The organism is Martelella radicis (assembly GCF_014196625.1).
Lineage (GTDB): Bacteria > Pseudomonadota > Alphaproteobacteria > Rhizobiales > Rhizobiaceae > Martelella > Martelella radicis.
The window spans coordinates 198,803-222,029 of the sequence record NZ_JACIDZ010000004.1 but is presented as its reverse complement, the minus strand read 5'-3'; the positions used below and the strand labels follow the sequence as shown (position 1 = coordinate 222,029).

Below are 23,227 nucleotides of genomic sequence, written 5' to 3'. Positions count from 1 at the left end.
TGTGACAGGGTGATGAAACCCTTGCTGCCGACGGCTGATGGCCGACGGCTCAAAAGTCCAACGGCAAACGCATCGGCAATCCCGATGCGTTTGCCTGCGTCCGGATGGCATCGACTGCGCATTGCGCGGTCGGCCCGATACCGGACCGGAATTTCAAACGGGCCGCGAGCATGCCGCGGCCCAAGGCCAAATGCCTTACTCTGCCGGCTTTTCGGCGGAAGCGTCCTCGGCAGGCGCTTCGTCTTCCAGCGCGGTCTCTGCCGGCGCTTCGGAAGCGGCGCCGAGATCAACGCCCTGGGCGCCCTGCTGGCGGGCGATGCCGTCGATGGCAGCGCGCGAGATCAGGTCGCAGTAAAGGGCGATGGCGCGCGAGGCGTCGTCATTGCCGGGGATCGGGAAATCGACTTCATCCGGATCGCAGTTACTATCGACGATCGCAACGACCGGAATGCCAAGGCGCTTCGCCTCCTCGATGGCGATCTTTTCCTTGTTGGTGTCGATGATGAAGATCAGGTCCGGAACGCCGCCCATATCGCGGATACCGCCAAGGGCGCGGTCGAGCTTTTCACGCTCGCGGTCGAGGTTCAGGCGTTCCTTCTTGGTGAAGCCCTGTGCCTCGTTGGCGAGGATTTCGTCAAGCTTGCGCAGACGCTGGATCGAGTTCGAGATCGTGCGCCAGTTGGTCAGCATGCCGCCGAGCCAGCGGGCGTTGACGTAGTACTGGGCAGAACGCTGAGCCGAGTCGGCGATGATCTCCGAGGCCTGGCGCTTGGTGCCGACCATCAGGACGCGGCCGTTGCGGGCAACGGTGTCGGAAACGACCTGCAGCGCGCGCGACAGCATCGGAACCGTCTGGGCGAGGTCGATAATGTGGATGTTGTTGCGGTCGCCAAAGATGTAGGGTTTCATCTTCGGGTTCCAGCGGTGGGTCTGGTGACCAAAATGGACGCCTGCTTCGAGCAGCTGGCGCATGGTAAAGTCGGGCAATGCCATGCCTTTTCTCCTTTTCCGGTTGAACCTCCGCAGGCCTGAGACCAGACATCAAGGACGTCTGACACCGGCGGAACGCACCGGATTTCTCCCGGAACGCCCCATGGCCTACGTGTGGAATGGGGCGGCGATACCCCGTTTTGCGGCAAATTGCAAGAGGCGCGGCGCCACGAAGGGCCGTCGCATGTCCGCCTGCCCCGATGAAGGGCCTCAGGGCTTGGACGAAAGCGCTTCCGGCGGCGCCTCGCAGCCTGCCGGCTCAAGCGGTTCGAGACGCGTCAGTTCGCCCGCCATCTTGAAGTCGCCGAAATCCATGACGATGTCGCGGCTGACGCCGTCGGCGGAGAGCAGCATGGAGACCGTATAGTCCGGCGTCTCGTCGCCAGAGACCGCGCCCATCGGGAAATAGGCCGTGGTGATCGGCCAGCCGGCTCCGCCCTCGACCCTGTCCTCGCGATCGCCGATCAGGGTGATCGCGCGCATCGTTTCCTCGCCGGAGCCATCGAAGGAGATCGCCTCATAGGCGCGCCGCCCGTTCTCGGCGGCAAGAATCACATTGGCCATGTATTCGGTCGGAAACTCGGCATCCTGAAGCTCGACCGCCCTCGCCTCGTCGCCGCCGAAGGTAACGGCGATCGCGCGCTTTTCGGTCCGCTGGGCCTCGCCGACGGTCTCCGATTGCAGGGCGTTGTCGGAAAACAGCGTGCTGGAAAAGGCAAAGGCGCCCTTTTCTTCGAAGGATGACGACACCTGATCGGTGACGACAGCGCCGTATTCGCGGGCAATATCGGTGACCATGCGCATCTCGGTCACATAACCGGCGCAATCGCTGCCGGTGAAGGAATAGACGAAGCGGCCGTCAAGCCCCTCGACCCCGGACTGCGCCGAAGCCCATTCAAGCGAAAGATCATAGACGGCACGGTGCGGCAGCAGCGACACGGCGCCGATCGCCGGTCCCGCCGCCTGGGCGCCCGCCGCGAGTATGGTCCAGAAAATCCCCGTCGCCACAACTTTCCGCATGCACATTCCCCTTGGTTTTGGAGACCAATCGTATAGAAAAGTCCCGGTTCTGCCAATGTTGTTGAATCCCTTTCCCGAGAAGCCCGGAGCCAAATATGCCCAACGTCGTTTCAGACCGCCTGAAAGCCCTTTCCATCACCCTTCCGCAAGCCTCAGCCCCTGCCGCCAACTACCTTCCCTTCACCCGGTCACAGAACCTGCTGTTCATTTCCGGGCAGCTGCCGACGGAAAACGGCAAGATGGTTGCGACCGGACGCCTTGGCGCAGATGTCTCGCTCGAAGAGGGCCAGAAGGCCGCGCGCGCCTGCGCCATCAACATCATCGCGCAGATCAATGCCGCGCTCAACGGCGATCTCGACCGGGTCAAGCGGATCCTGAAGCTCTCGGGCTTCGTCGCCTCCGCACCGGAATTCACCGATCAGCATCTCGTCATCAACGGGGCCTCGGACCTGATCGCGGACGTCTTCGGCGAGGCCGGCAAGCATGCCCGCGCCGCCGTCGGCATGGCCGCCCTTCCGCTCAACGCCTCTGTCGAAATCGATGCGATCGTGGAGATCGACTGATGCCGCCCCATGACTGGCTGACGGCCCGTCCGATCGCCCATCGCGGCTATCATGACATGAACAAGGCGATCTTCGAGAACACGATGCCCGCCTTTGAACGCGCCATCGAGAACAACCTGGCGATCGAATGCGATGTCCGCCTCTCCGCCGACGGCAAGGTGATCGTATTTCACGACGATGACCTGAGCCGGCTCTGCGGCCGCTCCGACACGATCGAGGCGCTTGAGGCGAGCGCGATCGACGGGATCCGCGTCGGCACGAGCGAGGCGCGCATTCCGCGTCTTGCGGCGCTGCTTGAGGCGACCGCGGGGCGCGTACCGCTGGTGATCGAACTGAAAGCCGGCCCGAGCGATCCCGACGTCTTTGCCCGCACCGTCGTCGCCGAGACCGCCCACTATCAGGGCCCGCTCGCGCTGATGAGTTTCGAGCCGGCTCTTCTCGCCGCGCTCAAACGCGCCGGCGCGGCCTGCCCGCTTGGCCTCACGGCCGACGGACATGACGTGAAATCCTTTGATGCCCATCGCGAGACGATGCGGATCGGCCTTGATTTTGTCTCCTATTATTATGATGATCTGCCCAACGACTTCGTCGCGGGCCTGCGCGACAGCGGCGTACCGGTCATCACCTGGACCGTCCGCAACGAGCGCGCCCGCCAGATCACATTCCAATATGCCGACCAGATGACGTTCGAGGGTTTCGACCCCGCGTAAGGTCCGGGCCTTGAGAGTTCTGTTGAGCGAAAACCTGCAAATCCGCATCGAAAACAGCTTTCCCGCCATTCCGCGAACCGAATGGGAGACGCTTTCGGGGACGCATCCGGGCTTTGACGGCGCGGGCTACAACCCGTTTCTGTCCCATGCCTTTCTGTCGTCACTGGAAGAATCGGGCTCGGCATGTGCTGAAACCGGCTGGCTCGGCCATCACCTCCTGCTGGAGACGGAGGATGGCAAGCTGATCGGCGCCGTGCCCTGCTATCTGAAGAACCACAGCCAGGGCGAATATGTCTTCGATCACGGCTGGGCCGATGCCTTCGAGCGCGCCGGCGGGCGCTATTACCCGAAGCTGCAGTCTTCACTGCCGTTTACGCCCGCAACCGCACCGCATCTTCTGGTGCGCGAGGGCTATGACAGGGCGACGGTGCAGAAGGTCCTAGCGGACGCGCTCATGACGGTCAGCGACCGGCTCAATGTCTCGTCCGCCCACGTCACCTTCGTGCCGGAGGAGGAAACGCCTGTTTTCGAGGCGGCAGGCTATCTTCACCGCACCGACCAGCAGTTCCATTTCCTCAACAAGGGCTATGCCCGCTACGAGGATTTTCTCGACACGCTCGCCTCGCGCAAGCGCAAGGCGCTGAAGAAGGAGCGCCGGGTTGCGCTGGAGGCAGACATCGCCATCGACTGGCTGACCGGCGACGACCTGACCGAGGACATCTGGGACCAGTTCTTCGAATTCTACATGGATACCGGCAGCCGCAAATGGGGCCGGCCCTATCTGACGCGCGAATTCTATTCGCTGATCGGCGAACGCATGCCGCGTGACATTCTGCTGGTCATGGCGAAGCGCGACGGACGCTATATCGCCGGCGCGATCAACTTCATCGGCTCCGATGCCCTCTACGGCCGGCACTGGGGATGCATCGAGGACCATCGCTACCTGCATTTCGAGGTCTGCTATCATCAGGCCATCGATTTCGCCATCGCCAATAATCTGGCCCGCGTCGAGGCCGGCGCCCAGGGCGAGCACAAGCTGGCGCGCGGCTATGTGCCCGTCACCACCCACTCCGCCCACTACATCACCCATGAGGGGTTACGGAACGCGGTCGCCGAGTTTCTCGTTCACGAACGGGAGGACGTTGCGCATTTCAATGATATCCTGAGCGCGCACGCGCCCTACAAGAAGGGCGAATGAAGCGACGGCAACAACGGAGTGAACACCATGGCAGACGAAACCCATATCGCCGAATATGAAGACGACAACATCTTCGCCAAGATCCTGCGCGGCGAGATCCCGGCCACGAAGCTTTACGAGGATGACGACGTCATCGCCATCATGGATGTGATGCCGCAGGCGCCGGGCCATGTTCTGGTCATCCCGCGCAAGCCCTCGCGCAACCTGCTCGATGCCGATCCCGTGGTTGTCGGCAAGGCCATGGCCGTGGTGCAGAAAATGGCGCAGGCGGTGAAAGCCGCGTTCAAGGCTGACGGCGTCTTCATCGCCCAGTTCAACGAACCCGCCGCCGGCCAGACCGTCTTCCACCTCCACTTCCACGTCATTCCGCGTCATGAGGGCGTGGACCTGAAGCGCCACTCGGGCGTTATGGAAGAGAGCGCGGTCCTTTCGGCCAATGCCGAAAAGATCAGGGAGCATCTCTGACATCAAACAAGGAGAACGATGGAAGCCCTGATTGACGATATCACCACCACAGGCGGTAGCGAAAATCTGGTCTTCTTCGTCCGTCTGGTGGGCGCGGCGCTGTTCGGCGGGTTGATCGGCCTTGAACGGGAAATGCAGAACCATGCCGCGGGGCTGCGCACCCACATTCTCGTCAGCCTCGCCGCCGCCCTCTTCGTCATCGTCTCCACGGAAGTGCCGGACCTGATGCCGGAAGATTCCGATGTGCTCAGGATCGACCCGACCCGCGTGATCCAGTCGATCACCGAGGGCGTTGCCTTTCTCGCAGCCGGCATCGTGTTTTTCCAGAAGGGTACGGTCAAGGGGCTGACAACCGGGGCCGGTCTCTGGCTCTCCGGCGCAATCGGTCTCACCATCGGTCTCGGACTCTGGACACTGGGAATCTTTTCCTCTGTCCTCGGCGTCATCGTCCTGCTCGTGCTGCACAGAATCGAGGTGCGCACCAGGCTCAGCCGCCGCAAGACGAAGGACAATCGCTCCGGCGAGGCGTGATCAACGCTCCAGCATCACGATATCGGCCCTGCCGCCAAGCTCGCTCCGGGCTATGTCGACAAGGCTTTTTTCATGGGTGAACAGGATCGTCTGGATATCGCCGCCAAGGCCCGTGAGCGCCTTCAGGCCGGCGGCGCTTCGGACATCGTCGAAGGTCTGGAAGATATCATCGACGATCAGCGGCGCCGGTTCGTTGCGGCTGGCGTAGTCTTCGATGAAGGCAAGGCGCAGCGCCAGCCAGAGCTGATCGCGCGTGCCGTCGCTCAAACCATCCACCGGCACCTCGCTGCCATCGGTCCGGCGGGCGGAGAGCAGCAACGCGTCATTGGCGCCGTAATTCTGCAGCAGCCTGTCGAAGCCGCCCATCGTCAGCGCGGAAAAGTGCCGCCCGGCGTTCTCAAGAATGGGATCGGCGCGGCCCTGGCGATAGCGCTCCATCGCCTGATCGAGCAGATTGCCGGCAAGCTTCAGCACCACCCATTCGCGCGCAAGCCCGCGCGCTTCCTCCTCGGCGGAGACCCGGTCGAAGGCCGCCTGTTCGGCGCTTTCGCCGCGCCCGAGCTCCTGCTTGCGGTGGCGGCATTCGGCACGGCGCTGCAACAGTTCCTCGCGCACGCCCTCGTCCTCGGCCTCTTCGGCGGCAAGCGCCTCACGCTCCTGCCGGCAGGCGATCACATCCAGCCCCTCGGCCAGCCGGCGCGTTTCCTCCGCATCCGCGCCCCCGCTGCCGTCATCGAAGCGCCGCTTCGCCTCGGCAAGCGCGCTTTTCAGGGCGGCCCGCTCCTCAAGGCGCGCAGGAAGTCCTTCCATGACGACACCCGCCGGCAGAGCCTCGGCGATCTTCGCGATTTTCGCCCTGCAGGAAGCAAGGTCCTCCTCGAGCGCCTCGATCTCCGCGTTCAAGGTCGCGCCAGCCTCTTCGAGCGCCTTGCGGCGGGCGGCGCCCGACGTATCGCGGTCGATTCGCTCGCCAAGGATGCGGACACTCTCTTCGGCCTCGCGGCCGGCAAGGTCCGGCGCCAGCGCCTCGGCGAGCGCATCGACAGCCGAACGGAACCGCGCGACGCGCGCCCGGCCTGCCGCGATCTCGCGCTCGAGCCTGTTCTTTCTCTCCAGAAGCTGCGGCACCCTGCCCCAGAGCCCAAGCGCCGTTTCGGCCGCCGCAAGCCCGGTTCCCGGCTTCAGCCCGACATCGGCGAGGCAGGCCTCATAGCGCCCGGCAAAATCGCGGCGCACGGCCTTCAATGCCTCAAGCTCCTGCTCCCGCCGCGCGATGGCCTGACGGGCGGCGGCAATCTCCGCCTGCTGCCGGCGCGCATCCTCCCAGCGCTCGGCAAGACGCTCGATCCGGCCTTCGGCGAGGCGCGCCAGCGCCGGAACCGGCATCTCGGCATCCGTCTCGTCCGCAAGCGGCAGAAGGCTTGCGCGCAGTTCGTCCTTCAGCTTGTCCAGTCCGGCCTGCCGATCGATGAGGCTCAACAATTGCGCGCGCTGATCAAGCAGCACGGCAATCTGACGCAGCCATTCGAGCATGTCATCCGGCGCGCCGGCCTCGACGCCTGCGGCGCGGAAAAGCGCCCGGTGGGCTTCGCGCTCCGCTGCAAGCTCCGCGGTCAGCCGTTCAGCCTCACGCTCTGCGGCTTCGCGATCCCGCGCCAGCGTCGCGAGGCGTTTGCGGTATTCGCCATGGCGTGCCACCGTGTCGGCATTGTCGAGGGCGCTGTCGGCAAGCCCATCGGCCGCCTTTACCGCCGCGACATAGCGCGCATGATCGCCGTTTCCTGCGACAAACGCATCGAAAAGCCTGTCGCGCTCAAGCCGGCCGGCCGCAATGTCCTCGCGCGTCGGCACGGGCGCGTCGCCGGCTTCCTCGGCGATCAGCTCCTCGATTTGCTGCCGCTCCTGATCGCCCTCTGCCTTCCGGCGTTCCAGCGTTTCCAGAGAGCTGCGGATCGCCGAAATCGTCTCGCCCGCTGCCCGCACCGCCGCCTGATCCGGCAGCGTCGCGCGGGAAAGGCCGAAGATATCGGATACGGCCGGGCGCAGCAGCGCCGCGTTTTCCGCCAGGGCGCGGCGACGACCGGCAATATCGGCCTCCAGCGCCTCGGCATCATCGAATTTAGCAATGTCGGGCCGCAGCGCATCGAAGCGACGGCGCAGCGGCGCCGGATCGGTCAATTGACCGCCGCCGCCTTCGCCCTCGAGGTTTTCGAGTGAGGCGCGGCTGTCGGCAAGACCCTTTTCAAGCGCGGATGCCTCGCGTTCCAGCCGCCTTGCCTCTTCGATCACCGCGTCCAGTTCGGCAAGCACGATATTGTCCGGCCGGTTCTGTTCCAGACGTTCGATGTCGGAAATGCCAAGCTCCGCGGCCAGGATGGAAAGCGCGGAAAGCGTCTCTTCCAGTCCGGCTTCGCGCTCCGGCAGGCCGCTGACAGCCTCGGCGTAAAGCCCGCTTTCGCCGTGGAGACGGCGGATTTCCTCGCGACGGGCAAGCAGCCGGTCGTCGATCTTCAGCGCTTCGAGATCGCGCCGCAGCGCTGCGAGCCGCTCGGCCTTGCCTTCGATCTCGACCTTGCGCTGGCCTTGGCGCGCATGGAGCCTCTCGAGTTCCGCGCCGGTTTCGTCCACGACCGATTCCAGATCGGCAAAGGCCTGCAGGGCGCGTTCATGGCCGTCGATTTCGGCAACGAGACCGCGCAGCCGCTGCAGGCGGTCGAGCGTTTCCATGCGGGTGCGCCGCGCGTGCTGCCTGTCGGCAAGGGCTGCGAGCTCGTCCTCGATCTCGCTTTCCGAACGCAACAGCGCCTTCCACTCGCTGGCGTTCAGTTCCAGCGCCCGTTCGGCCTTGCGCGCCGCGTCATGTCGGTCGAGCGCCTGGTAGAAACTGCGGTTCTGCGAACGGCGCGGCGCATAGATGCCATCGGCATCCGCCTCAAGCCTCTGCGCGATTGCCCTGAGCCCCGTCAATCCGGAGGCAGCGGAAAACAGGATCTGCCCGATCTCGCCGCCATCGGCCAGCATTTCATCAGCCCCTGCCCGCAGCCTTTCGCTGTTAAGCCCGAAGGCCCGTTCGAACACGGTGCGGTCAAGACTGCCGAGATAGGCGGAGAGCGCATCATCATTAAGCGCAGTCTCGTTGTCGCCGCCGGCGGCCAGCAGCGTATCCTTGCGGCCCTTGCGACGGCGGAAGGCAAGCGTCTCGCCGGAGCGCGCGCGAATTTCCGCGCCGATCCTCAGATCACGCGCAGCATGCAGGAAATCATAGCCGACATCGCGATCGGGAAAGCCGAAGAGGAGATCGGAAAAGGCCGAGAGCGCGGAAGACTTTCCCGCCTCATTCGGCCCGTAGACGATATGCAGCGCGGCATCGGGCCTGAAGGCGATGGAATGACCGGAAAAATGGCCGTAGCGCAGGAGATCGAGGGAGAGAAACCGCATCGTTCAGCCCTCGCCCGCAAGCCGCGCGCGCAGGATGTCGCGCGCTTCCGCCAGAAGTTCGGCCGCGTTTGCGCCAAGCGGCTCCTCGTCCGCCGCCACGCCGCCTGGCAGCTTTCGGGAAATCTCACTGACGAGTTCATCGATGCCGGCGTCTTCGCCGGCTGCGATCGATCCGACCAGCGCATCGATATCGACCGCCAGATCACCTGTTGCCGCAGCCCTTTCCGTGCCCGTTGCCTCAAGCGCGATCACAAGCTTTTCAAGCCAGAGATCGGCGTGAATGCGGTGGCATGCGGCCTGAACGTCATCGCGCCACTGGGACCGTTCCGCCTTGATCCGCTCGGCTGACGCATGACGGCCGGAAAGCGTGACCCTGAGCGCATGGGGCCGCTCATCCGCCGCCTCGGCAAAGGGCGAGAGCGCCACCTCGATTGCGCCGGGAATGGCGCTTTCGGGCAGGCTTTCTTCCAGCATCACCTCCACCGTCTCGAACCGGGCGCAATCCAGCATGATGCGCTCATAGCGCGGCCGGCCATCCTCGACGCTCACCAGCACCGCGCCCTTCGACCCGGTTTCGCGGATGTTGCGGCCTTGCAGATTGCCCGGATAGAGCGTCAGCGGATCGGCCGAGACCGCCTCAAAGGCATGGACATGGCCGAGCGCCCAGTAATCATAGCCGCGCGAGGCAAGATCGGCGACCGAACATGGCGCATAGACAGCGTGAGGCGGCCTGCCGGAAAGCGACGTATGCAGCACGCCGATGTTGAAATGGCCGGGCACGGCCGGCGGATAGGAGAGCGCCAGATTGTCGGCCGCCACGCGCTCGGCAAAGCCCTGGCCGTGCAGCGCCACCTTCAGATGCTCGATCACGAAGCTCTGGGGCTTGCGGGTGGAGAATTCGTGCACTCCTTCGGGCATTGCAATCGTGCGGGTTACGATGCTTTCGGCGTCGTGATTGCCGCGCAGGAAATAGACCGGGATGTCCGCGCGTGACAGGCGCGCGATCTCGCGGTTGAAGAACAGACCGATATGATTGTCCTTCCAGGCGCCGTCATAGACGTCGCCGGCGATCACGAGAAAATCCACCCGCGCGGCAAGCGCATATTCAACCAGCGCGGAAAAGGCATCGCGGCCGGCGGCGGCGAAACGTTCCGCCATCTGCCGGTCCTTCAGCATCAGCCCGGACAACGGGCTGCCCAGATGCAGATCGGCGGCGTGGATGAAGCGGAAGGACGTCACAAATTTCGTTTCCCTGTTTTTTATTCGGCCTTCGCGGCGTAAAAGACCTTAGGTTCGCACCGCAAGCCCAAACAAGCGCCGGACCGGCGCCTTGTCCCGTCCGCCTCTTTGAGGGCGGGAATCAGACATTCACCGGAGGAACGCATGCATTATCACAATTTCGGACGCACCGGACGCCCCGTCTCCAATATCGGCTTCGGCGCCTGGCAGATCGGCGGCTCATGGGGTTCCGTCAGCGAGGAGGACGGCCGTGCGGCGCTGAACGCGGCGCTCGATGCCGGCATCAATTTCATCGATACGGCCGATGTCTATGGCGATGGCCGCTCGGAAAAGATCATCGCCGACGTTCTGGCAAGCCGCGGCGAAAAGCCCTTCGTCGCCACCAAGGCCGGGCGGCGCCTCAACCCGCATACGGCGGAAGGCTACAACCGCGAAAACCTCGAGGGCTTCATCGATCGCAGCCTGAAGAACCTGAAGCTGGAACAACTCGACCTGGTTCAGCTTCACTGCCCGCCGACCGAGGCCTTCTACCGCCCGGAGGTGTTCGAGGCGCTGGACGCGATCAAGGCCAAGGGCAAGATCGCCAATTACGGCGTCAGCGTGGAAAAGGTCGAGGAAGCGCTGAAGGCGATCGAATATCCGGGCGTTGCCAGCGTGCAGATCATCTACAACATCTTCCGCCAGCGCCCGGCTTCGCTGTTCCTGCCCGAGGCGAAACGGAAAAATGTCGCTGTGATCGTGCGCGTGCCGCTCGCCTCCGGGCTTCTCTCGGGCAAGATCACCCGCGAAACTGAGTTCGACAAGGAGGACCACCGCAACTTCAACCGTTCCGGCGAGGCCTTCGATGTCGGCGAGACCTTTGCCGGCGTGCCCTTCGACATCGCGCTCGATGCGGTGGAGGAAGTGCGCGAGCATGTTCCGGGCGGGGAAAGCATGGCAGCCTTCGCGCTGCGCTGGATCCTGATGAACGAGGCGGTCACCGTCGCCATTCCGGGTGCGCGCAATGCCGAACAGGCCAGGGGCAATGCACGGGCCTCGGACCTGCCGGTAATCGGCGCCGATGTGATGGCGGCGATGGAGGAGATTTACCGCAACCGCATCGCTCCCCACGTCCACCAGCGCTGGTAAGACCGACAAGGGCGGGGCTGTCAGCAGTCCCGCCCGCCTTCAGGCCGCTGCCGGCTCCGCGAAGAGCAGCCGGATATAGCCCCTCAGCAGCATGATCTGCTTGCCGAGCATGGTCGGGTCGTTCAGAGCCCGCTGCATCACGATCCCGCCGTCTATGATCGCGTTCACCATATCGGCCAGCGCATCGAGATCGATATCGTCGCGCGGCGGATGGCGGGCGACGATCGCGTCGAGATGGGCGCGGAACCGCACCCGCCACGACAGCATCGCCTCCGTGTAGAGCGCCCTCACCTCCTGATCGAACAGCCGTTCATTGTAGCAATAGGTGGCGATCAGGCAGCCGGGGTGACCGTTCGGCAGGTCGTCCATCAGCTCCGCCAGGGATTTCAGCCCCGCGAGGAACGCCTCGAGCGGATCCTCGTGCTCTGCCTGCGCGCGCCCGAACACCGCGTCAAGCAGGGTCTCTTCCCGCTCGATGTAGCGCAGGAGCAGTGCGCGGGCGAGCGCATTCTTGTCCGGAAAATGATAGAAGAACCCGCCCTTGGTGATGCCCGCCGCCGCGATCACCTCGTCGATCGAGGTTGCGCCAAAGCCCTTTTCGAGAATTGCCGCCTCGGCAATGTCCATCAGCCGCAGACGCGTGTCCGGTGCCCTGGCCACCCCGCCCTCCCTTGTGTTTGTGAATGATCAACTGTACCGCGAGTCCACTTCCAGGCAACCGGCAAATGCGTCAAAAGGTCGCTTCAACCGATGAGATTGCCATTTTTCGAACGGAAAAGACGATGAATCCGAAAATTACGCTGCGCGCGGCGACCCCTGACGATGCGCCCGCCATGGCGGCTCTGATCAACATTGCCGGCGAAGGCCTGCCGGAATGGTTCTGGAGCACGCTTGCCGAAAACAACGAAGACCCCTTCACCATCGGCGAAGCACGGGCCCGGCGCGAGACCGGCGGCTTTTCCTGGAAAAACGGTCATGTGATCGAGGCGGACGGCGCCGCACGCGCGCTTTTGATCACCTATCCGATCGGCGATGAACCCGACCCCATCGACCCGGCCGAAATGCCGGCCGTCTTCATTCCGCTTCAGGAACTGGAGAACGAAGCGCTCGGTACTCTCTACGTCAACGTGCTCGCAACGGAGGAGGCCTACCGCAAGCGCGGCTATGGCTCCGAGCTTCTGGAGAAAGCCAAGGAACTGGCGAAGGGACGCAGGATGAGCCTCATCGTTTCGGATGCGAACGAGAATGCGATGCGGCTCTACGAGGCCCACGGCTTCACGCCGAAAACCGCGCGACCGAGCGCCAGAACGGAAAGCTGGTCCGGCGACGGCGACAACTGGGTGCTGATGCTGCGGGAGGGGTGAGGCAACGGCAGAAGTTGAAACGCAGTTCCTCCATGCCCGGAGCGATCTGCCGCCGCAAAAGCCATGCCCGGGTTCCAACTCTCAGGTCTGCGCCCGAGCGCGACCACAATGGGCCAGTGCCTGCAGGTTACGCCGTTTCACCGGCCCCGACCCGGGGCTGCCCGAGGGCGCGGCGCAGGAAATCGCGCAAGGTCGTTCTCCCGCGCTCCGGCGCGGCGGGCACCTCCATCGATCCGTCAAGAACGGCGGAAGTCATGCCGGCATAGGATCGTGCAGTCGTTTGAGAGAAACCGAACCGGGCGAAGGTCTCCTCCCAGGCTGCGCGCGGAATGACACCGACAACGACCGGCTTTCCTGCAATGTCGGCGAGGACATCCGCAACATCTTTCGGCGTATAGGCGCAGGGTCCCTCGACATAACGCGTGGCAGCATCGCCAACCTCTCCCATGAGCCGGCGCGCGGCCGCTTCGCCGACATCGTCAGGCGCGACCATGGGCATTGCGAAATCTTCCGGAAAAAAGCTCGGCAATATACCGTCTGCAAGAGCAGCGCCGGCCATGCCGCACCAATTGCTCATGTAGTAGGCCGCGCGATTGATCGCGGCCGGTAGCGGCAGGGCCCTCAGCTTCTCCTCGAAGTCATAGAGGACCGCGAGGTCGCCGCACCGCTCACCCGGCCTGGCGCCATAGGTCGATGCCGCGACGACCTTCTCAAGCCTCGAGCCGGCAAGCGCCTCAATGATCGCGTTGGCGAGAAACCGCTGTTCCTCGTCCGCATCGCCGGCCGGGTCGCCGTTCGGAACCAGCAGGAACGCACGACGCCCGCGCCGGAACACCCTGTGCAGCCCAGCCGCGTCGGCGATATCCACGACCGCGATCTCGGCGTCTGCGCGGCGCAACTCCGCAGCCTTGACCGCGTCACGGACAACCACGGTGACGGCTTCGCCGCACCGCAGGAGCGTACGGGCGACCGCAGAGCCGACCTGCCCTGTTCCTCCGAGCACGATATGCATGTCTGTCCTCCGCCTGTGAAACACACGAAGCGGATATCAGCACCGAGTGACAGAAACTGTCAGCAGAAAACCTGATGCCTGCCAATCACCCGGCTTCGCTTACCCGCGTCAGTGCCACGGCGAGCTGTTCGCGCTGGGCCTTCAGTTCGGCGAAGCGCTCGCGTTCGGTCTCGACGACTTCCGGATCGGCATTGGCGACGAACTTCTCGTTGTCGAGTTTCTTGCCCGAACGCTCGATATCCTTGTCCACCTTGCCGATTGCCTTTTCCAGACGCGCGGTTTCGGCGGCGACATCGATCAGGCTGCCGAGCGGAATGCAGGCCGTGGCCTCGCCGATGATCACCTGGGCCGCGCCCTTCGGCGTCGTCTTTTCGAAGTCGAGCGAATCGACGCGCGCCAGACGCTCGATTGCCGGGAAATGCCGGGCGCTGCGCTCGCGCGTCGTCGCGTTGGCCCCGACGAAGATCAGCGGCGCCTTGGCCGATGGCGGAACGTTCATTTCCGCCCGCGCGGACCGGATCCCGGAAACGAGATCGACCAGCCAGTTGATCTCGTCGGCAGCCGTGTCATCGCGATGGAGCGGCACATGCCAGTCGGCGTGGCAAAGCAGGCCCTCGCCGCCGATATGGGCCCAGAGCTCCTCGGTCATGAACGGCATGAACGGATGCAGAAGCTTGTAGGTCTCGGCCAGAACATAGGCGACGCAGGCCTGCGCCTCGGCCTTGGCGGCCTCGTCCTCGCCCATGAAGACGGGCTTCAGCAGCTCCAGATACCAGTCGCAGAGCTCGTGCCAGACGAAGTGATAGAGCGCGCCCGCCGCCTCGTTGAAGCGATAGGATTCGATTGCCCGCGTGACCTCCTCGGCCGTCTTCGAAAGCTCGGTCAGGATCCAGCGGTTGATCGTCTGCGTCGCCTTTTCCGGTCGGAAGGCGGCATCGAGCTTCATGCCGTTCATCTCGGCGAAGCGCGTGGCGTTCCACAGCTTTGTGCCGAAATTGCGGTAGCCTGCGATGCGGCTCGTATCGAGCTTCACGTCGCGGCCCTGAGCCGCCATGATCGCCAGCGTGAAGCGCAGCGCATCCGCGCCATACTCGTCGATCAGGTCGAGCGGGTTGATGACGTTGCCCTTCGACTTCGACATCTTCTGCCCGTTCTTGTCGCGCACCAGGGCGTGGACATAGACGGTGTGGAACGGTTCGATCGGGTTGCCGTGCTCATCCTTCATGAAATGCAGCGCGTCCATCATCATGCGCGCGACCCAGAAGAAGATGATGTCGAAACCGGTGATGAGAACGCTGGTCGGATAGTAGCGCGCCAACGCATCCGTCTGTTCCGGCCAGCCGAGCGTCGAGAATGGCCAGAGACCGGAGGAGAACCAGGTGTCGAGCACGTCCTCGTCGCGGGTCAGGATATTGCCGGGCTCGTAGTTCTCGAGTTGTTCCTCGACCCAGGCCTTCCACGGGCCTTCATGCGAGATGTAGTGCTGGATCGCGGCCTCGAGCGCCTCTTCCTCGGTCTTTTCGACGAAGACCGAGCCATCCGGGCCGTACCATGCCGGGATCTGATGGCCCCACCAGAGCTGGCGCGAAATGCACCACGGCTCGATGTTTTCCATCCACTCAAAATAGGTCTTTTCCCAGTTCTTCGGCACGAATTTGGTGCGGCCCTCGCGCACGGACGCGATCGCCGGCTCGGCCAGCGTCTTGGCATCGGCGAACCACTGGTCGGTCAGCATCGGCTCGATGACGACGCCGGAGCGGTCGCCGAAGGGCTGCATGATCTTCTTGTGCTCGACGAAGGGGACGTCATAGCCCTCCTCGTCCTTGACGGTGACGGCAAGGCCCTCGGCATTGATCGCCTCGACGATACGCTTGCGCGCCGCATAGCGGTCGAGCCCGCGATACTCGTCGGGCACGAGGTTGATGTCGTCGACATCGGCCTCGCTCGGCAGTTCGCCGGATTTCGCGATCTGCATGGCCTGGCCGGCGCAGGTCGCGTAAGGCTCGCCGTCCTCACGCATCGCCGCCTTCTCGTCCATCAGGCGGTAGAGCGGAATGTGGTTGCGGCGGGCGACCTGGTAGTCGTTGAAGTCATGCGCGCCGGTGATCTTGACCGCGCCGGAGCCGAAATCCGGATCCGGATATTCATCGGTGATGATCGGGATGAGGCGACGATGTTCTTTCGGCCCGACCGGGATTTCACAGAACTTTCCGACGATTGGCGCATAGCGCTCGTCGGACGGATGAACGGCAACCGCGCCATCGCCCAGCATGGTTTCCGGGCGCGTCGTGGCAATCGAGATGTAGTCGCGTTCCTCCTGGAGGATGACGTTGCCGTCTTCGTCTTTCTCCACATAGGTATAGGTCTCGCCGCCGGCCAGCGGGTATTTGAAATGCCACATATGGCCGTCGGTCTCGCGGTTCTCGACCTCGAGGTCCGAGATCGCGGTCTCGAATTCCGGGTCCCAGTTGACGAGGCGCTTGCCACGATAGATCAGGCCTTGCTTGTAGAGCGTGACGAAGACTTCGAGAACGGCTTCAGAAAGCCCCTCATCCATGGTGAAGCGCTCGCGCGACCAGTCGCAGGAGGCGCCGAGGCGCTTCAGCTGGTTAAGAATCTGGCCGCCGGATTCATCCTTCCATTCCCAGACCTTGTCGATGAAGGCCTCGCGCCCCATTTCGCGGCGTCCGGGAAGCTGCTTTTCCATGAGCTGGCGCTCGACAACCATCTGCGTGGCGATGCCGGCATGGTCCATGCCCGGCTGCCACAGCGTGTCCTTGCCGCGCATGCGCTCGAAGCGCACCAGAATATCCTGCAGCGTGTTGTTGAGCGCATGGCCCATATGCAGAGAGCCGGTCACGTTGGGCGGCGGTATCACAATGCTGAAAGACTCCGCACCCGGCCTTGCATTGGCGCCTGCCTTGAACGCATCGGCTTCCTGCCAGCGGTCGGCGATCTTGGGTTCGACGCTGTTCGCGTCATAGGTCTTGTCAAGCATTTCCGTGCCAATTCCTGGTTTGAAAGGATGATCGGCGCGCGCGGCCGACCGTCATTTCCGGTTTTTGACCGCCCCCGGTTTCACCGGCTCAAGGGCCGGTCGAGAGCCAGATGTTGTTAAGCGTTTGGCGCGAAGCCTGTCAACAACAAAGCCGCCCCGAAAGGGACGGCTTGAAGGACCGAAAGGTCGGTAAAACAGCCGCGCTGCTCCGCGCAATCAGCGCCGACGCATGCGCTCGAGTTCGCGCGCAACCACGTTCTCGACGATCGAGGGCATGTGGGTCTCAAGCCAGGTGCTCAGGAGCGGCCGAAGCTCTTCGGCGACGATCTCCTCGATGCTGCGCGCGCCCTCGCGTTCGAGCGCGAAGGAAAGTTCCCGAAGCGCCTCGGAAATGCGCATTTCCGATTCCGCGGAAAGGAGCGACGCATCGTCGCCCTCGGGCGTTACGGCGTCCTGATCTTCATGCGCATGAAACTGGCCGGTCGCCTCGCGCACCTGGCGGGCGACTTCGCCCATCGTGCCCGGATAGACGGCCTGAAAAGACTGCCGGTCGCCGGACTCCTCCTCATGGGAGAGCTCTTCCCCGTGGGGCGGTAGTTCCGGCTCGGCTGCAGGCTCGGCGTGTTCGCCGCGATAGACCTGCTGTTCGACCATCGGCTGTTCAACCATCGGCTGCTCATGGCGCGCCGGTTCGGCCCTCTCCGGCTGATGGGGAGCTGCCACGGGCTCTTCAGTCGAATGATGGCGCGAAACGATCACGGGCTCGCTCGAGCGTTCGTCATCGCGCTGGTACCAGTCCTCGTCGCGCTCTCCGGTCGGCTGGCGAGCATCGTCATCGCGAACCTGTTCGCTCGCGCGCGGCTGCGAGGAACGGTAGCCCGGCGAACGCCCGGCATCCTCGCCGCTGTCGATGATCCGCCGGATGGAGGCCAGAATTTCCTCCATTGTCGGTTCCTGCTGCAACTTCGGCTGCGCCATGACAAACCTTTCTGCGCGCTTATGCGATTTTCCCGTCAATCCGAATCATAGACAAGGATAGTCCATATCCAACACCCCTCACCCTGAAAGCATCATGTTTTCAGGGCTGTACACAGGTTTTTGAAAAGAGGACTTGCCTTGGCGACCATCCTAGAATTCGAAGGCCTTTTCGCGGGTGAAGCCCGGAAGAGGCTTCACGGCAGCATTGAAGGACAGGAATTCGGAGAAGACGTCGCCGTCGCGACGATAGATCTTGGCGCGCGCCGCATTGCCGGCGCCTTCGACACAGACAAGCCGTCCGCCGTCACGCAGCTGCTCGAGCAGAGCGTCCGGGATATATTCGACCGCGCCGTTGACGAAGATCACGTCATAGGGCGCCTCGGAGGGATAGCCGGCCGTCAGTTCGCCGACGACCACCGCGGCATTGTCGTAGCCTAGCTCGAGAAAATTGTCGCTTGCCGCCTGCACCAGTTCCTCGTCGCTGTCGATGCCCACGACGGACTGCGCGAGAAGCGAGAGAACGGCCGCAGCGTAGCCCTCGCCCGCGCCGACGACAAGGACGACATCCTTCCTGGACACTTCGACAAGCTGGATCAGCTTGGCAAGCGGCGACGGCTCCATCATGTAGCGCGCAGGGCTCTCCGCTGTGGCGGGTTTTACCAGAATATCCTCGTCGATATAGGCGAGCGGCTTGAGCTTGGCCGGCAGGAACGCCTCGCGCGGGACCGATAGGAACGCAGAGATCACCGGATGTGCCGTGACATCGGTGGTGCGGATCTGACATTCCACCATTCTCTCACGGGCCGTTTCGTAATTCATCATCGCCATCAACCTCACAGTGCATTTTCGCGAGCCATTGGAAGCCACGTGAGATTGTCACGCCGCCCGAGCATTTTTCTTAAAACGGCCATCGCCCCGTGGCAAGGCGTGAGTGCAATGCTTGTCCAATTTGCGGCAATCGCCGCAGACGCGAAAAAGGGCGCGTTGTCCGCGCCCTTTCCCTGTGCGTTTCATTTCAGATCGGCTTCAGCGACGATATTCGTGCATCAGGCGGCACAGTCGCTGCAGCCCCGCTTCAAAATTGTCCGGCGTCCGCATGACGCTCTCGCACTGGCGGCGCACCACCTGCTGTTCTTGGCCCGAGAGCTGATCGAAGGCCGTTACCAGGCGCTGGTCATCCCGGTTGGACGGCATGTCACCGCTGCCGGAGCCGCCACCGGCCGTACCGTTGCCGCCGGAGCCGCCCATGCCGCCGGAACCGCCGCCGCTGCCGCCATTATTTCCGCCGCCATTGTCGCCGCCTCCGCCGATCGGGCCGCCCGGCGCGCCGCCGTCATCAGAACCGCCGATCCCGACATCCACATCCGCGCCGATGCCCGAACCGCCACCGACATTGGCATCGGCCGAGGCGTTGACGCCCGACGAACCGCCGACACTGGCATCCACATCCGCGCCGATGCCCGAACCGCCGCCAACATTGGCGTCGGCGGAGGCATTAACGCCGGAAGAACCGCCAACGCTGGCATCGACATCCGCTCCGATACCGGAACCGCCGCCGACATCCGCATCCGCGCTCGCATTCACGCCACTGTCGCCGCCGACGCTGGCGTCGACATCCGCGTCAACAGCCTGGCCGCCGCCAACATTGGCGCCGACATCGGCGTTGACGCCGTCGTCACCGCCCACGCTTGCGCCGACACTGGCGCCGACGCCGCCTTCGGGGTTCGTATCGGCATTGACGCTGGCGTTGATTCCGTTTTCACCGCCGATGCTTACATCAAGTGCGTTCGCCGTTCTGGCGCCAGATAGGGCTAGTGCGCTCGCAAATACGACACCGGCAAGCAGTTTCTGTCTGTTGGTGAATGCAAACATGTTTTCCTCCTTGAGGACCGCGCATCATCCGGGCTGAACCCGGAACAGGACGGCCTCCTGACCCAAAGTGTTTAAAGACTTTTCGGCTCTTTCGGAGCACGTAACTGATGAACGGGAGAAGTTTGAAAAAGTTTCCAGGCCCCATCGGCATTCCAGACAGATATCTGATTTTAAAAATACTTTTCTTGAGAAAAAACGACTTCATATCGTTTCAGAAAACTTCGGTACGACCATGACAGCGCAATCAATTCTTGGCGTTATTACTCATGGAACGATGCTGCACTTAAACGCTCGCGAACGGAAACCGGTCGCGATGCCGCGCTGCCCTATCTTTTTCCGAAGCGGAACAACCAGAAACGGCGGCCCGCCCGCTGCCGCCGCTCCGGGCCGACGGGCCTGAACTGTTCGGATTCCGGCGGCGCGCCCTCCGGCGGATAGTCAAGCGTATCCTGCAACGCGGATACTTCCTCGGCGGTCAGGTTCGGAAAGGGGAGTTTTCCCTTGTCGCGCCAGTCCGTCACCCACTGCGCAGCCGTTTCACCCCGCTCGGGATCGATGCCGCGGTCGCGGGTAAGGTAGAGCGTGCTGGCCGGATAGGCGAAGTCCGTGCCGGACTGCTCGACCAGGGCCATCATCCTGAGAACCACATCTTCCTGAATGGCCAAAAATTCCGAATAATCCACGGTGCGAATATAGGCGAAGATCTCGTATTCGATGCGGTTTTCCACGATCCCGAGGAGCCGAACGCGCGCCGGATCTGCCGACACTTTTGGATGAGCGATCAGCATGCGGCGGATTTCCGTCAGCAGATAGCGCAACTGGTCCAGGCTCGTCTCCGGCCGCAGGGCAAAGCTGCGGCGCATCAATACGCTGTCGCGACGGGTGAAATTCTCGATGCTGTCGGCGATGAAATCGGAATTCGGAATGGTCAGCAACGTGCGATCCAGCGTGCGGATGACGGTTGCCCTCAGCCCGATATGCTCGATCGTTCCGATCCGGCCATCGAAGCGGCCAAGATCGTTGACGTCGACGGGCCGGTCGACGAACAGGATGAAGGCCGAGATCACGTTTTCGAGCGTCGAACGCGCCGCAAAGGCGATGGCGATACCGGAAATGCCGAGGCCGGCAATCGCCGCGCCATAAGGAATGGAGAGCGCGTCGGCAAACAAAAGGATGTTGGCGCAGACCACCAGAACCTTGGCAACGCCGACCAGAAGCGACGCCAGGATCGCCCCGCGCTGGTTGATCAGACCGGCGCGATCGATGGCGTGATGAAGCCGGTCGACCAGCCAGAATTCGATCGGGATCGCCCCCGCGATCATCATCAGGACCGCCAGCGACTTGATCGCGCTGCCGAACTCGGACGGCAGGCCGAGAATTGCGAAACCGAGATAGTTGATGACGCCGAAGGCGAGCAGACGGAAGCCCCAGATCGCGAAGGCGCGGCTGCTTGCCGCCTTTCCGCTCGACTGGCCAAGCCGTCCGGCGAGCGTGAGGAAGAGGCCGACAAGAAGCGCGGCGGCGACCGCGACGACGAAAATGGCAACGAGGCCCACCCATTGCCAGGCCTCCAGCGGCCCGACCGGCTGCAGTGCCGCCGGCACCGCCCCGGCAACGATTGCGCGGATCTTGAAATAGGGCGCTTTCGAATGGGTGTCATAGGGAAGAACCCTGACGGCCTGCGGCAGGTTCTCCGTGGCCGCGTAGAGCGCGCGGACCGTGCGCACCGTCTCGGGCGTGAACTGCCACTGCACGCCGTCTTCAGTCTCGGTCGGGGCGAGCACGATATCGCCGGCGGGATGGGTGAAATAGACGAAGGGCTCCAGCGATCCCGGATCATTGGGAATTTCCTGGAACACGACCTCGCCGATCCTGGCGATCACCTCGTTCAGGTATTCGGCGACAAGCACGGATTGGCGGTCGCGGACCACCGTCGGCATTTCGGAAAGGTCGAGCGCGGCAATCGCGGTGTCCTGCATGGCAGGCGCGGCGCGCATGGCATCGATGAAGCTTTCCATGGCGGCGCGCGGCGTGGAGCCGTCAAACCGGCCGCCCGCCTTGTAGCCGCCGCCCTGAAGGCCGGCCGCGATCTCGGAAAACAGCTCTTTGACGAAATCGGCCTGCGGCGCGACCATGAACCAGTCCTCGCCGACGCGGCGGAATTGCAACGGCAGCGTCCGTCCGTCATAGCGCGTCAGCACCAGTTCGGCTTCATCGCCTTCCGGGGCCTTTGTCTCGAAAACGTCGGGATCGACGGTGAACTGGTCGAGCAGAAGCACGAGCGGCGCCAGTTCGCGGGCATGGTTCTCGCGCCCGCCCTCCGGAAAGATCAGCATGGACAGAAGGTCGTCCTGATATTCCAGCCGTCCGCTTTCCACCGCCTCGGCGGCAATCAGGAAGGTGCGCAGCGTTTCCGACGGCGAGGACTGGAAGGCGCGCAGAGCCTGGTCGTGCCCACTGCTGATCCGCGCGCCCGTCCACCATTGCTTGTTGCCGAGCCGCCCGACAAAGCTCCGGCCATCCTCCGACAGGATGAACTCGAACGAGCCGCTGCCCTTCGGCGTCATCCATGTCCCGACAAGCCGCCTACCCTCGGCCTCGCCCTCCAGCCGACCGTTATAGGCCGGGTAGCGCCCGATCACATGCGTGCCGTCCTGTTGCAAGTAGACCCGCGCGCCGCCGTCGAACCAGCGCGAATCCCATGCGCCGGTCCATGAGGCGGGCGCTGCCGTCGCCAGCGCGGTGAGCCCGGCGAAAAGAAGGATCAGGATCGAGAGGACGACGGCAACACAGGCACGCACCGGGACGGGCCGGTCAGCGCTCGTCTTCGCCAGTTCCTTTTCCACAAGCGCCAAGATTTCAGTCCTCCACCGGTTTTGTGACCGCCCCGGGCGGAGCGTTGCGCAGAACAAGGCAGGGCACGACCGACCAGATCACGAGAAGGGCAAAATAGCCCATTTCCGGAATGACATGGAAATAGCCTGCCGCCAGCAGACCGGCGAACATGATGACATGGGCGATCACGCCCCAGCCGATGCTGGCAACAACCTCCCGTCGGCCGGCGATGCCCGCCTTAAAGAGACGGTGATAGATGGCGAGCGAAAGCGGAAAGAACAGGACGATCGCCGTCAACAGGCCCGGATTGTAGCCGCCCCGGATGATCGCCATGCCGACATGGCTGACGGCGTTCACCAGAACGATCGACACCATGCACAACGCCGGAAACAGATGATGGCGCGCCCTGAGGATCGCCAGCGCCGCCACAAGCCAGACCAGCGACGTATTGATGACGAAAACCCCGGCGTCGGTCAGGGGCGGCGGCGTACCGGCCGGCGCGCGCACCAGATCGAGCAGCACCATGTTGACATAGGGCTTGAAGGCATAGACCTGGCCGAAGAGATCGACCCAGTGCTCCTCGAACTGGTGGATGATATAGGCGATCCACAGGATCAGCGCATAAAGGCCGATATCGTTGTCGGAGAGCCGCAAGGGCCTGTCGGAAAAGGCAAAGGCCAAGAACAGCAGGAAAGGCGCCATGAAGGTGCCGAGCTTCATCCAGCCGGTGAGCAGAAATTCATGCTGGCCGAGCGGCAGCCACAGCATGGCAAAGGCCATAACCAGAAAGATGAGCGCCCGATTTTCCGACATGCGATGCCTCCGCCGCGATTCCCGCGCCGCCCGAGGTTAGCGATGCCTGAAATTATGGCAAGCTGCGCTGCGG

The 23,227-nt window shown here is 63.5% G+C and carries 19 protein-coding genes; 7 read left to right on the top strand and 12 right to left on the bottom strand.

What is annotated here, in order from left to right; translation table 11 throughout:
* Window positions 1-195: 195 nt before the first annotated feature.
* Together rpsB and GGR30_RS08280 are read right to left on the bottom strand one after the other, a co-directional pair.
* A complete protein-coding gene (rpsB, locus tag GGR30_RS08285; protein ID WP_183484674.1) occupies window positions 196-993 on the bottom strand; it encodes a 30S ribosomal protein S2 in 798 nt (265 codons plus the stop codon).
* A gap of 207 nt (window positions 994-1,200) precedes the next feature.
* The gene (locus GGR30_RS08280) at window positions 1,201-2,010 is read right to left on the bottom strand and encodes an EipB family protein (protein ID WP_183484671.1); all 810 of its coding nucleotides are present in this window, start codon (window positions 2,008-2,010) and stop codon (window positions 1,201-1,203) included.
* 95 nt (window positions 2,011-2,105) lie between these two features.
* Here GGR30_RS08280 and GGR30_RS08275 point away from each other — a divergent pair, with 95 nt between their 5' ends.
* The 5 genes from GGR30_RS08275 to GGR30_RS08255 are packed head-to-tail and all read left to right on the top strand — an operon-like array spanning window position 2,106 to window position 5,477.
* Window positions 2,106-2,573, top strand: coding sequence for a RidA family protein (locus tag GGR30_RS08275; RefSeq protein WP_183484668.1), 468 nt, complete (start codon window positions 2,106-2,108; stop codon window positions 2,571-2,573).
* Entirely contained in the window at window positions 2,573-3,283 is a 711-nt protein-coding gene (locus GGR30_RS08270) for a glycerophosphodiester phosphodiesterase family protein (RefSeq protein ID WP_183484665.1), read from the top strand. Before GGR30_RS08275 ends, GGR30_RS08270 begins: the two co-directional genes overlap by 1 nt.
* Window positions 3,284-3,305: 22 nt before the next feature.
* On the top strand, window positions 3,306-4,481 hold the full coding sequence (locus GGR30_RS08265; RefSeq protein ID WP_183484662.1) for a GNAT family N-acetyltransferase: 1,176 nt from the start codon (window positions 3,306-3,308) through the stop codon (window positions 4,479-4,481).
* A gap of 27 nt (window positions 4,482-4,508) precedes the next feature.
* Window positions 4,509-4,946 carry an HIT family protein gene (locus tag GGR30_RS08260; RefSeq protein WP_036236974.1) on the top strand — a complete coding sequence of 146 codons (438 nt, stop codon included), beginning with the start codon at window positions 4,509-4,511 and terminating at the stop codon, window positions 4,944-4,946.
* An 18-nt stretch (window positions 4,947-4,964) separates the two neighbouring features.
* Entirely contained in the window at window positions 4,965-5,477 is a 513-nt protein-coding gene (locus GGR30_RS08255) for an MgtC/SapB family protein (protein ID WP_183484659.1), read from the top strand.
* On the opposite strand, the gene GGR30_RS08250 is transcribed toward GGR30_RS08255, so the two are convergent.
* Entirely contained in the window at window positions 5,478-8,915 is a 3,438-nt protein-coding gene (locus GGR30_RS08250; protein WP_183484656.1) for an ATP-binding protein, read from the bottom strand. It abuts the gene before it with no gap.
* Window positions 8,916-8,918: 3 nt separating this feature from the next.
* Entirely contained in the window at window positions 8,919-10,154 is a 1,236-nt protein-coding gene (locus tag GGR30_RS08245; RefSeq protein ID WP_183484653.1) for a metallophosphoesterase, read from the bottom strand.
* 144 nt (window positions 10,155-10,298) lie between these two features.
* Here GGR30_RS08245 and GGR30_RS08240 point away from each other — a divergent pair, with 144 nt between their 5' ends.
* Entirely contained in the window at window positions 10,299-11,282 is a 984-nt protein-coding gene (locus GGR30_RS08240; protein WP_183484651.1) for an aldo/keto reductase, read from the top strand.
* 39 nt (window positions 11,283-11,321) lie between these two features.
* On the opposite strand, the gene GGR30_RS08235 is transcribed toward GGR30_RS08240, so the two are convergent.
* The gene (locus tag GGR30_RS08235; RefSeq protein ID WP_183484648.1) at window positions 11,322-11,942 is read right to left on the bottom strand and encodes a TetR family transcriptional regulator; all 621 of its coding nucleotides are present in this window, start codon (window positions 11,940-11,942) and stop codon (window positions 11,322-11,324) included.
* 122 nt (window positions 11,943-12,064) lie between these two features.
* Here GGR30_RS08235 and GGR30_RS08230 point away from each other — a divergent pair, with 122 nt between their 5' ends.
* Complete coding sequence (locus GGR30_RS08230; RefSeq protein ID WP_183484645.1) at window positions 12,065-12,646, top strand: GNAT family N-acetyltransferase; 582 nt, start codon at window positions 12,065-12,067, stop codon at window positions 12,644-12,646.
* A gap of 127 nt (window positions 12,647-12,773) precedes the next feature.
* On the opposite strand, the gene GGR30_RS08225 is transcribed toward GGR30_RS08230, so the two are convergent.
* The 7 genes from GGR30_RS08225 to GGR30_RS08195 form a co-directional block, all read right to left on the bottom strand.
* Window positions 12,774-13,658, bottom strand: a complete 885-nt coding sequence (locus tag GGR30_RS08225) for an NmrA family NAD(P)-binding protein (protein ID WP_183484642.1) — start codon at window positions 13,656-13,658, stop codon at window positions 12,774-12,776.
* Between the two features lie 85 nt (window positions 13,659-13,743).
* Entirely contained in the window at window positions 13,744-16,656 is a 2,913-nt protein-coding gene (locus GGR30_RS08220) for a valine--tRNA ligase (RefSeq protein WP_183484639.1), read from the bottom strand.
* A gap of 216 nt (window positions 16,657-16,872) precedes the next feature.
* Complete coding sequence (locus GGR30_RS08215) at window positions 16,873-17,634, bottom strand: PopZ family protein (RefSeq protein WP_183484635.1); 762 nt, start codon at window positions 17,632-17,634, stop codon at window positions 16,873-16,875.
* A gap of 150 nt (window positions 17,635-17,784) precedes the next feature.
* Window positions 17,785-18,453 (bottom strand): protein-L-isoaspartate O-methyltransferase family protein, encoded by a 669-nt coding sequence (locus GGR30_RS08210; RefSeq protein WP_183485052.1) that lies wholly within the window; start codon window positions 18,451-18,453, stop codon window positions 17,785-17,787.
* Between the two features lie 207 nt (window positions 18,454-18,660).
* The gene (locus GGR30_RS08205; protein ID WP_183484632.1) at window positions 18,661-19,506 is read right to left on the bottom strand and encodes a hypothetical protein; all 846 of its coding nucleotides are present in this window, start codon (window positions 19,504-19,506) and stop codon (window positions 18,661-18,663) included.
* Window positions 19,507-19,832: 326 nt separating this feature from the next.
* Window positions 19,833-22,352, bottom strand: a complete 2,520-nt coding sequence (locus GGR30_RS08200) for a mechanosensitive ion channel family protein (RefSeq protein ID WP_343066479.1) — start codon at window positions 22,350-22,352, stop codon at window positions 19,833-19,835.
* Window positions 22,353-22,365: 13 nt separating this feature from the next.
* The gene (locus tag GGR30_RS08195) at window positions 22,366-23,154 is read right to left on the bottom strand and encodes an HXXEE domain-containing protein (RefSeq protein ID WP_183484623.1); all 789 of its coding nucleotides are present in this window, start codon (window positions 23,152-23,154) and stop codon (window positions 22,366-22,368) included.
* Between the last annotated feature and the right edge of the window lie 73 nt (window positions 23,155-23,227).